9 protein-coding genes are annotated in these 10,215 nt (G+C 68.0%); 5 read left to right on the top strand and 4 right to left on the bottom strand.

The window, feature by feature from the left end; genetic code table 11:
* Positions 1 to 890: D-alanyl-D-alanine carboxypeptidase (locus tag HUW62_RS42440; protein WP_176437680.1), on the bottom strand; the 890-nt coding region annotated here is incomplete at its 3' end.
* A gap of 228 nt (positions 891 to 1,118) precedes the next feature.
* On the opposite strand from HUW62_RS42440, the gene HUW62_RS42435 reads away from it, so the two are divergent.
* Positions 1,119 to 2,066 carry an SH3 domain-containing protein gene (locus HUW62_RS42435; protein WP_163869366.1) on the top strand — a complete coding sequence of 316 codons (948 nt, stop codon included), beginning with the start codon at positions 1,119 to 1,121 and terminating at the stop codon, positions 2,064 to 2,066.
* Positions 2,067 to 2,130: 64 nt separating this feature from the next.
* Here the strand turns inward: HUW62_RS42435 and HUW62_RS42430 are convergent, their stop codons facing one another.
* The 3 genes from HUW62_RS42430 to HUW62_RS42420 form a co-directional block, all read right to left on the bottom strand.
* Positions 2,131 to 4,224, bottom strand: a complete 2,094-nt coding sequence (locus tag HUW62_RS42430; protein ID WP_176437679.1) for a DUF4114 domain-containing protein — start codon at positions 4,222 to 4,224, stop codon at positions 2,131 to 2,133.
* 198 nt (positions 4,225 to 4,422) lie between these two features.
* A complete protein-coding gene (locus HUW62_RS42425) occupies positions 4,423 to 5,073 on the bottom strand; it encodes a hypothetical protein (RefSeq protein WP_163869364.1) in 651 nt (216 codons plus the stop codon).
* A gap of 168 nt (positions 5,074 to 5,241) precedes the next feature.
* The gene (locus tag HUW62_RS42420) at positions 5,242 to 5,583 is read right to left on the bottom strand and encodes a hypothetical protein (protein WP_176437678.1); all 342 of its coding nucleotides are present in this window, start codon (positions 5,581 to 5,583) and stop codon (positions 5,242 to 5,244) included.
* Between the two features lie 4 nt (positions 5,584 to 5,587).
* On the opposite strand from HUW62_RS42420, the gene HUW62_RS42415 reads away from it, so the two are divergent.
* The 4 genes from HUW62_RS42415 to HUW62_RS42400 all read left to right on the top strand — a co-directional run.
* On the top strand, positions 5,588 to 6,838 hold the full coding sequence (locus HUW62_RS42415) for a hypothetical protein (RefSeq protein WP_176437677.1): 1,251 nt from the start codon (positions 5,588 to 5,590) through the stop codon (positions 6,836 to 6,838).
* A 79-nt stretch (positions 6,839 to 6,917) separates the two neighbouring features.
* Positions 6,918 to 7,565 (top strand): recombination-associated protein RdgC, encoded by a 648-nt coding sequence (rdgC, locus tag HUW62_RS42410; RefSeq protein WP_176437676.1) that lies wholly within the window; start codon positions 6,918 to 6,920, stop codon positions 7,563 to 7,565.
* Positions 7,552 to 8,241, top strand: a complete 690-nt coding sequence (locus HUW62_RS42405) for a hypothetical protein (RefSeq protein ID WP_163869361.1) — start codon at positions 7,552 to 7,554, stop codon at positions 8,239 to 8,241. Before rdgC ends, HUW62_RS42405 begins: the two co-directional genes overlap by 14 nt.
* Positions 8,242 to 8,403: 162 nt before the next feature.
* On the top strand, positions 8,404 to 10,215 hold a 1,812-nt coding region (locus HUW62_RS42400), incomplete at its 3' end, for an ABC transporter permease (protein ID WP_176437675.1).

Raw genomic sequence — 10,215 nt, 5'->3', positions numbered from 1 at the left:
GTGGCGGGGAGCCGGGGGATGCCGCGCTTGAGCAGGGCCTCCTCCACGCAGGCGGAGAAGAGGATCTGGGGCTCGTCCACGGAGAGCCTCACGGCGGCGGAGCGGGGGCACTGGTTGACGGGAGAGCGCCACACACAGCGCACGCCCGGGGCGCCGCGCTGGCGCGTGCAGGAGAGGTTGGCGCGCTCCGCGTTCGCGTCCACGCGGACGATGGCGGAGAGGGTGGCGAAGGCGGGGGTGAGCTGCACGGTGGGAGGCAGCGCGCAGTCGGCGCCGTCCGCGCGAGACAGCGCGAGGTCCACCACGTTCTCCCGGAAGACGAAGGGCGTGGGCGCGGCGCTGTACGCATAGGCGGCGTCGTCCCAGGCCCAGCCCGGACCGAAGGCGGCCTCCACGTCGTCGGTCCCGCGCACGCGCACCTGTCCGCGCCACTGCTGGACACCGCGCGCCTGGAGCGCGTCCGCGACCTGCTCGCAGGCCAGCGCCGTCTCCGGAAAGCGCCACGAGCCCAGTGACGGGTCGCCCGACGGGTCCACCACGAGGTCTCCGAGGTAGAGCCCGTTTGTCAGCGTGCCCTCCAGCGTCACCGGCGTCTGGAAGCGGAAGTCCGCCCCGAGCGCGGAGAGCACCGACGCGGTGGAGACGACCTTCATGGTGGACGCGGGCAGCAGGCGGACGTGCTCACGGTGCGCGTACAGCGGCTCACCGGTTCGAGCGTCCAGCACGAAGGCGCTCGCGAGCGCACCCTCGTCCTCCAGGGTGGCGAAGAGGCTGCTCGCCACCGAGCCCACGGTGCGCGCTTCGGGGTGCTGTGCATGGCGACAGCCGGACAGCAGGGAGGAGGCCAGCAACAGGGAGAGGGGCAGGGCGCGGCTGATCACCCGCGCCACGCTAACGCTTCGCGGACGTGGGTGTCATGCGACGCGGTGTCGAAGCGAGGGCGGCAGGCCACCCCGGCCGTCCGGTATGCGACCCCGCCGCTCAGGCTCCGTGGGATGGGGGCGGATGTGCCCCAGGCGAATGCGAGGAATTGGGAATCGGGGGGATGCCTTGATTCGGAGGCGCGGGTTGTCGCAGAAAGGGCCCTGCTCATTCTTGCCCTGGATGGATGGTTTCCGATGACGCCCGGCTTGATGCTGTCGCTGCTCCTGTCGCAGACGCCCGTGCCCGACATCCACTACACCGCCGCGACGGTGGAGGAGGGCGAGCAGCGCACCCTGGAGAGCTACTCCTTCACGGAGTGGGAGCCTTCCGAAATGAAGGAGCCCCTCTACGTGGGCGTGGATGAAGCGAACCTCCGGCAGACCGCCTCGGCTGAAGGCGCGGTGGTCGCCACGCTGCCCCTGGGCGCGGCCGTGCGGGTATTGGAGAAGGGCAAGGAGCGTCTGAAGGTGGGGGAGTACGTCAACCACTGGTACTCGGTGGAGTACGTGGACGCGAAGGGCACGGCCGATGCCGCGGACGACGTGGTCTCCAAGGGCTGGCTCTTCGGCAACACGCTGACGCCGTTCCGCTTCGAGGAGGACTTCGACGGGGACGGGGAGAAGGAGGTCGCCACGGTGGTGATGAGTGGAGACTTCAAGATTCGCGTCCGCGTCCTGGAGCCGAACGTGAAGCCGCCGCGACGGGTGAGCAGCGTGGACGTCTCGCCCTCGGGCGAGGGCTACCTCAGCGTGAGTGGAGGCCGGGCGGAGGTGAAGCTCGTCCCCGCGAAGAAGGCGGGCGTCGTCCTGTTGCAGGTGGATTCGATGCCGGAGGCGTGCGCCGACTTCAGCACCACGTACGTGAGCTACACGGGGCAGGGGAAGAAGAAGGGCGTGCTGGGCAAGGCGAAGGTGGCGCTGGGCCTGGTCGGCCTGTCGGACCCTCCGAACAGCTCCAAGTTCAAGGTCTCCTTCCATGCCGGGAAGAAGCAGGCCACGGTGGTGCGGACCACGGTGGATGACGTGGATGAGGAGACCGGCAAGGAGCAGACGACGAAGGAGCAGACGCGCTATCAGCTCAACGACGGCGTCTATTCCGCAGTGAAGCCCGCGGGCTCCTCCGTGGCGGAATCGAAGCCTTGATGGACGACGAGTCCCGGTACGCAGGGACTCGTCGCCTCATGTCAGTGTTTCGCGAGAGCTGGACTCAGGGCACGAAGTTCAGCTCGTAGCCGATGTTCATGTGGAAGAGCTCCGGCCGGCACGTCGGATCCAGGCTGCGCACGGTGGCCTTCCAGCAGAGCTGGTCCCCCGAGGACGGCGAGAGGTCCAGGATGGTTGAGGACTGTCCCTCGGCGAAGGGAACCGGCATCCACGAGGGCGAGGGGTTTCGCTGGCAGAAGACTCCCGTGCACACCTTGCAGTCGGTGGCGATGGCATAGGAGAACTCGGTGCCCGTCGGCGCCGTCTGGCAACTCTGTAGATTCCCGTCCGCCTTTTCGATGCGCACGCGAGAGATGGCGCAGTGGCCAAGCGCGTTGTCGCTGAGGACATGGGAGCGCACGAGCCCTGTCGTGGAGCTCGCCTTGAGGAGGAACGTCACGTTGTTGAAGTTCCGGTCGCCTCCTCCATTGAGGTCCTCGAAGCCGAGGAGCCACGTTCCAGGAAGCGTGGTCGCCGTCCCAATTTCCAGGTGCGGCATGCTGCCGTGGCTCGCGGCGAGCACGCCGCTGCGCTCCTTGGGCAGGACGATGTTTCCATAGCCAGGTGTCCGGAGCCGGTAGTAGGCCGAATCGTCCAGCCAGCCGCAGAGCCGCTGACTCGACCCGCCCAGTGCGCAGGAGTAGTTGTTGGGGTCCTGGGGGGTGCATCGCTCGTCCGCAATGCAGCCCATGTTGTGCTCGGCCACGGGAGTGGTGCCCACGGAGTCCTGGTCCAGATTCCAGCGTGACTTCGAGAAGAAGACGGACGTGGGGGACCTCAGGTGCAGTGTGCATCGGCCATCCACGGCCTTCTTGAGACACGGGTACACCGTGCCGTCGTCGTTCGGAAGATGGGTGGGGTCGTAGTAGGCGATGAGGAAGAAGACGAGCTCCCGGCCACCCTGGACGAGTCCCAGCTTCACCGTGCGGTCGAACGAAGTGATTCCAGGGTCCGGATTGGTGGCCCGGCGCAAGCCCGAGGGCGTGTATGCGGAGACGTCGTAGTCGGGGATGCCTTCGGACCAATCGTCGCTGTCGTTGACGGGAGCGAGCCGCTTGAAGGTGGTGAAGTTGGAGTCGTCGTCGGTGAGCAGAAAGGGCAGATTCCCCAGTCCCTTGTTTCCGTTCTCGGGCGCGGCGGGCTCGAGCAGGTTGGGAATGCGCGGAAAGAGTCCTCCATCGGAGAATGCGCCGTTGGGGACGTTGGAGGAGAGGAGGGCGCCGACGACATCCACCGGGATGCGCTCCGACGTCCGTCCCGGCCGGGCATCGTCCAGGGTGAGCCGCGAGAAGGCCGTGGAGCAACTCGCGTTCAGCGCGAGGTCCGGCACGCCGTAGTTGAAGCCACCCGAGTAGAACGTCTGGAGGCAGCGGCGCGCCTTGCCAACGTAGGGGCGCGCCTGGGAGCCGTTGAATGGGGCGAGGTTGTAGAGGTCCTCGTGGAAGTCCGTGATGCCGTTGCCGTTGGTGTCCACCAGGGTGTCGTCGGAGGAGTCAGGAGTGCCCTTCGTATCGACATAGCCTCGGGCGACAACGTCGTCGTAGTACAGCCACCCCATCGAATGAGATGCCACGGAGGTCTGGCTCAGGAACGTGAGCGAGACGTCGTGCTCCGTGGGGAAGACGATGTTCTCGGCGCTCAGTGCGAACGGCTCGGGGTATGGGTTTGGGTACTGGAGCGCCCCGTTCGACGTGAGGACCATGTTCAGGGGCCGCTCGAACTGGCCTGTCGCGAACGGGGCCTGTTGGTTCTCGTAGAGGGTGGGCCCCACGTGGAAGGAGAAGTCCACTTCGGCGGAGAGGCCGTGTGCGTTGGTGACGGTGACCTTCACGGGAGAGGTGCCGGGGATGATGCAGTCCGGAGCGGTCCACGTGACTTCGCTGATGTCCACGCCGTGAACCGGGGCATCGAGGGCTCCCGTGGTGGCGGTCCAGGTGAAGGTGAGCGCACTGCCCTGGGGATCACGTGCCGTCACGCCCAGGTAGGCGGTGCCTCGTGATGGCACGACGGAACGGGACTGGTTGATGCCGAGAATCAGGGGCGGTGACGCGGGCTTCGTGGACGCTGCCCGGGCGCTCGTGGTCAGCAGGGCCAGCATGACGACGAAAGCCAGGCATCTTGGAACTTGAGTTGGAATCAATGACAAGACAATCCCCCTCGGATTGACGGTTGATGGATGCGGCCCCTGGGCTGACTCTAGCCTTTCGAGGGCGCGCTCATCGACGTCGCGCCATCAGCCGACTGGCGGTGACGGCTCGTGCCGCGACGCCACGTTTTTCTGAGGGAGTGGGTCGAATCAGAACCGGCCGACGAGTCCCGCGAAACCGCCAGCCCTCGACGCGCCCACGGTGGGGGCGAGCAGGACTCCCTCATCTCGATGCTGGCTTCGCGCGGAGAACCCACCCCCGCTGAATCGGTGTGACAGCTCGTTGAGCAGGAGCGCGCCCGCGGTGGGAATCAGCAGGCTGAGCGCGATGTGGGTGCCTCCCTCGGTCACGAACGGTTCGCCCGGCGCGTTGGTTCCCGTCATCAGGGCCACGACCACCGTGCCGAGCCCTCCACCCAGCACGCTGAGCGCGAAATTGCCGTTGCTCCCGAGGGCCCGGCCCGTGGCGAAGACCCCCACGCCCGAGCCGGCAGACATGCCGATGTAGATGGGAATCAGGCTCTGTCCGCAGTGGATGGTGCCCGGAAAGGAGCCGCAGCTCGTGAGCCTGCCCATGGAGAAGAGTCCTCCGATGGTTCCGCCAGCGGCGGTGCCCGCGGCGCCGCCCAGGAGCGTCCCCGCGAGTCGGACGCGGGTATCGATGGGCGCGGAGGAACCCTCCACTCCGCTCGGGGTGTCTTCGGTCGCCGAGGTGAGGGGAGGGGGGCTGAGTCCCTCCTGGGCGAGGACGGGGAAGGACAGCAACGCGACGACGAACAGCGTCGAGAGACGAGCGGTCATGACAGGCACCCGAAGCTCGTGCGCCCGGCCGGGCACTTCACTTCAGGGTGGGATGTGGGAGTCGCCAGGAATGACATGCGCGAGTGGCCCGGGTCCGCGCATGACTGGCAACCCCACGATAGCTGAAAGCCAGGTGGCCCAGGCAAGGCGTCGGAGGTCATGTCTCGGCTAGAGCTGGCCGGCGACGCCACCCATCCGTCCGCCGTGCGGTGTCACTCCGAAGGTGAACGTGGGCATCGGCGCACCCAGACCGCGTGTCTGGGATAGGCGAGACACCATGGGCGGCTCCGAGCGGGAGAGTTCATAACCCATCACGGCGCCGAGGGGTGGGAGGGCCAGGATGGAGATGATTCCGAAGAGGTCGGCTCCATCCCGGGCGAAGAACCCCAGCACGCCCGCGCCCGTGCCCGCCAGGGTCGCCAGGAGCGAGCCCCGTCCCTTCATCAGCGCACCCGTGTCCCACTTCTCCAACCCGAGCGTGAATCGCGAACCTTGGCCTATTCTTGTCACGGAGATGTCCGAGCCCGCGCACACGCATGTTCCGGCCAATACCCTCCAGGCGTCCGATGCCGAGCGCCAGTTGGAGGGCCGCGCCGAGGTCCTCGCAGCGGCCCGGCGTTCCCATGCGGAGTTGGAGCTGCTGCTGTCGGGCTGGGGGTGGCGGCGCGCGCTGACACGAAGCCCTGAGTGGGTGCCTGAGCTCGTGGAAGGGGCGGCTGCGCTGACGGAGGCGCTGGAGCGAGTCCATCGCCGCGCGGAACTGGACGCATGGCCCGCGACGATTCCCGTGCTGCGAATGGCGCGGGAGTTGTCGGCGCGGCGTGAGCGGCTCCTGGCCCTCGCGCGGCGCAGGCTGGAGGCGCTGGGTGTGTCGCCGGGGCATGGGTCTCTCGAAGAGACGCTGACGAGACTGGAGGTGCTGGCGCGTCAGTCCGCGAGCTGGGAGTTGGATTCTCGCGAGGTGCTCGTATTCGAGACGGATGCGCGTTGGAGTCGCCACCTGGAGGTCGCTCAGAGGGACTCTGGCCGCATGGCGGCCCTGTTCGGGCCGTACGCATCCTGGCGCGGGTGGGTGCCGGGCTCGGGACAAGTGCGGCTCTCCAACGAGCGGTTGATCTGGCGCTCCTCGTTTGGTGAGCCCCGAAGCGTGCGCCTGGATGACCTTCCCGCGGAGGGTCTCCGGCTCGACGCGAACACGCGGGAGGTTCGCGCGGGCGAGGATTGGGGCGTGATCGCTCGGCGGAGCGTCGACGCCGTGAACATCGCGGCGTTGGTGGAACTGGTGCGCTGGCCTCGCCTGCGCGACGCGCTCCGCTCGGGCAGGCGGTTGGAATCAAGAGCCCTCTTTCCCGCGAGGCTCGAGGGCGCGCCGGGACATTGTGTCCTCGGCCTCGAGCACCTGTCCTTCATCTCCGCGGGGCAGGGTCCCCAGTCGCTGGGTGCCATCACTGGCAGGACGACGTCCCTTCCCGCGTTCGACGCGGACCGACTGGTGGAGCTGCTGCGGTGGTTGCCGGAGGCGGAGTTCGATTCATCCCTGGGCCGCGTGCTGGCTGTCACCGCCAGCCGGCGCTGGAGCCGTGCGCAGGTGGTCCGCATCGAGCAGGAGTACGTGGGGAGACAACCGATGCCCCTGGTGGACTCGCTCCGGTTGGAGTGCGGCGGTGAACGCTTGCTCGGCTTCCCGAAGGATTCCCAGGAGGTGGTGGCGGATGGGCTCCTGCGAAATTTCCCCCGGAGGCAACAAGGACCCTGGGCCCTGTAACGTCCGCCGCCGTCGATCGGCGGGCAGCACCAAGAGTGCCTTGACGCCTTGGCTCGGGCCCCCCATCCTGCCGCGCCCCATGCCTGTCCTTCGTGGTGCCGTCACCTTCTCGCGCTTCCGGGTCGAACCCGCCAAGGAAGCGCCTTCCGACATCAAGCGCTGGCTGACCCGTGGTCTCAAGGCGCACGCGTTCGAGCCCATCGACCGTCGCTCCGAGGATGACCGCGCGGCCGGCTTCGTCGAGCTGGAGAACGCGGACGCCGTCGACTTCTCCGTCGGCCGCGTCTTTTACGGAGAGTATGTCCTCTTCTCCTTCCGCATCGACTCGCTGAAGGTCCCCGCGTCGGCGATGAAGGAGGAGCTGGCGAAGTGGTCAACGAACTTCGAGGCGGAGAATGACCGCCCGCCCAGCCGTGGCGAGAAGACGCAGGCCAAGGCGCAGATCAAGCAGATGCTCCGCACGCGCGCCACGCCGCGCACCAACGTGCTGGACGTGAGCTGGAACCAGAAGACGCAGCAGCTTCAAATCTGGGCCGCGTCGCGCAAGGTGGTGGAGGAGATCCTCATCGCGCTGGAGAACGCGCTGGGCCTGAAGCTCGTGGGCTTGACGCCGGCCGCCATCGCCCAGACGTCGGGAATCGACGAGAACGCGCTGGGGCCCACGGCGGAGCTGATTGGAATGGACCTGCCGGCGACGTCGGCGGAGGTGGCACATGGCGAAGCGTGAGCAGGCGCGGGCGGATGCCGCCTTCGCGCGAGGTGATGTGGGCGTCGATGGCGCCGCCACCGAGGAGACCAAGGACGTCGCCGAGGTGGAGCGAGGGCAGGCGCGCGAGCAGCTCCTGCGAGGCCGCGCATACCTGGGCCGAGAGCTCTTGACGTGGATGCTGTGGCGCTCGGAGACGGGCGACGCGCTGGTGGAGCTGGAGGGCACGGGAGTCAACGTGCTCTTCATGGGCCGCATCACCCTGCGCGGCGTGGCTGGCGACGTGACGGAGTTGAGCGCGAAGGGCACGCTGGCGCCGTACTCGGAGCAGGTGAAGCACGCGTTGGACAAGGGCCTCCTGGTGGCCCAGGCGCGCATCCGCTTCACGCATGGCGAGAAGGAGTACGAGGCCACGCTCGACTCCGAGTTCCTCGACGTTCGCGCCGCGAAGCTGCCCGCGCTGATGAGCGAGGAAGAGGACGACCAGCTCAACGAGCGGCTGTTCCTCACCGAGCAGCTCTCCGCGATGATCGACGCGCTGGTGGGCGACTTCCTCAAGATTCGCGTAGGGAAGACCTGGAGCAAGCAGGTGGTGCCGGCGATGAAGGAGTGGATGCGCGGCGACGAGCAGGGCGCCAACGCGCTCTCCAAGGCCGCGCGCGCCCGGGGCCGTGACGCCCGCGCCGCTCGGCACTGAGCAGGCGGGCTCGAGGGTGGACGTCCGGAATCGTCGGGACAACGTCATTGTCCCGGTCCGGGCGTCCGCCTATCCCTGAGCCTTCGGTGGTCGCTGCTCGCGCACTTCAGTGAGAGGAGACCACCCCGTGGTCCGGGTACTGCCCGGAACAGGAGGCAGGTGGTGCTCGAATCCCTCTGGCAGGACCTTCGCTACGGCACGCGCATCCTCGTCCGCAGCCCGGGCTTCACCGTGGCCATCCTGGTGACGCTGGCGCTGGGCATTGGCGCGAACACCGCCATCTTCAGCGTCATCCATGGCGTGCTGCTGAGGCCGCTTCCGTATCCGGACGGAGAGCGGTTGGTGCACCTGGAGCAGCCGGTGGCGCGGCAGGGAGGCGAGAGCGCGGGCTTCTCGCCGCTCGAGCTGGAGGACTACCGGCAGCGCCTCACGGGCATCCAGCGGCTGGTGGAGTACCACTCCATGCCGTTCAACATCGTGGGGCAGGGTGAGCCACGGCGGGTGCAGACGGCCGTGGTGTCCTCCGGTTTCTTCGACACGCTGGGCGTCCGCCCACTGCTCGGTCGCACGTTCCTGCCCGACGAGGAGAAGCCTGGCGCCGCGCCCGTGCTCATCCTCAGCCATGCGTACTGGCAGCGCGAGCTCGGTGGGGACCCGACCATCGTCGGAAAGACCTTCACCATGAACGGGCGCACGCACACGGTCATCGGTGTGCTGCCACCCGTGCCCCAGTACCCGGGGGAGAACGACGTGTACATGCCCGTCTCCGCATGTCCGTTCCGCTCGGGTGAGCACTGGGCGCATGCCCGCACCAGCCGGGGGCTCACCGTCCTCGGGAGGCTGGCGCCCGGCGTGTCGATTGTGGAGGCACGCGCCGAACTGGAGAGGGCCGCCGCGAGCCTTCATCAGGCCTGGCCCGAGGCCTATCCAGAGGCCCAGGGATTCACCGCCACCGCTTCACGCATCCAGGACAGGCTCGTGGCCCGTGCGCGTCCCACGCTGCTGCTCCTGTTCGTCACCGCTGTCTTCCTGCTGCTCATCGTCTGCGCCAACGTGGCCAACCTCACGCTGGCTCGGCTGGCGCGCCGCGAACATGAGCTCGCGGTTCGGGTCGCCGTGGGCGCGGGCCAGGGTCGGCTCGCGAGGCAGTTGCTGACGGAGCATCTGTTGCTGTCGTTCCTGGGCGGACTGCTCGGGCTCGTGGTGGCCGTCGCCGGGATGGAGCTGCTGGTGGCGTTCGTCGCTCGCTACACGTCCCGCGCCGTCGAAGTGGAGGTGGGCGCGCCCATGCTCCTCATCAACCTGGGGTTGTCGCTCGGCACGGGGCTGGTGCTCTCGCTGCTGCCGGCGCTTCCCGCCCGCACGCTGTTCGGCGCGGTGGCCAAGAACGGTTCCAGTGGTTCACGGGTGAGCCCGCGGTTGCGAGGTTTCTTCATCGTCTCGCAGGTGGCCCTCTCTTGCGTGCTGTTGGTGGGCGCGGGGTTGATGTTGCGCAGCATGGTGAGGCTGCATCGGGTGGACCCGGGGTTCGACCCGGAGAACGTGCTCACCGCGCGGGTGGACCTCGGGTGGGACCGCTATCGGGAGGATGACAAGGTCCGTGCCTTCGCCGAGCAGTTGGTGCCACGCCTGGAGGGGCTGCCGGGTGTGACGGTGGTTGGCCTCGCCAACGAGCTCCCGCTCGGAGGCAGCGAGCCGTGGACGATGGCGTTGCAGGTAGAGGGCGAGGAGGTCTCCGCCGGACAGGTGCGTCCGCGAGCGGACCTGCGCAGCGCGACCAGTGGCTACTTTCACGCCCTCGGAGTGCCCCTGCTGAAGGGGCGTCTCTTCGAGCCTGGAGACCGTCCGGACACAGCTCCCGTCGTCGTGGTGAACCAGGCCTTCGCGCGCACCTATCTCGCGGGCGGGGAGCCGCAGGGGCGGCGCATCTCGTTCGATGAGGGGCGCAACTGGGTCACGGTGGTGGGGGTGGTG

The sequence above is a fragment of the Myxococcus sp. AM011 genome (genome assembly GCF_013372595.1).
GTDB lineage: Bacteria > Myxococcota > Myxococcia > Myxococcales > Myxococcaceae > Myxococcus > Myxococcus eversor.
Note: the sequence above shows the minus strand (reverse complement) of the source record. Positions and strands in the feature narration are given on the sequence as shown.

What these genes read in the sequence shown, in the direction of transcription:
- HUW62_RS42435 (WP_163869366.1), top strand. Translation starts at nt 1,119, where the DNA reads ATGACGCCCGGCTTGATGCTGTCGCTGCTCCTGTCGCAGACGCCCGTG.
- HUW62_RS42430 (WP_176437679.1), bottom strand. Translation starts at nt 4,224, where the DNA reads ATGCTGGCCCTGCTGACCACGAGCGCCCGGGCAGCGTCCACGAAGCCC.
- HUW62_RS42425 (WP_163869364.1), bottom strand. Translation starts at nt 5,073, where the DNA reads ATGACCGCTCGTCTCTCGACGCTGTTCGTCGTCGCGTTGCTGTCCTTC.
- HUW62_RS42415 (WP_176437677.1), top strand. Translation starts at nt 5,588, where the DNA reads ATGTCCGAGCCCGCGCACACGCATGTTCCGGCCAATACCCTCCAGGCG.
- rdgC (WP_176437676.1), top strand. Translation starts at nt 6,918, where the DNA reads ATGCCTGTCCTTCGTGGTGCCGTCACCTTCTCGCGCTTCCGGGTCGAA.
- HUW62_RS42405 (WP_163869361.1), top strand. Translation starts at nt 7,552, where the DNA reads ATGGCGAAGCGTGAGCAGGCGCGGGCGGATGCCGCCTTCGCGCGAGGT.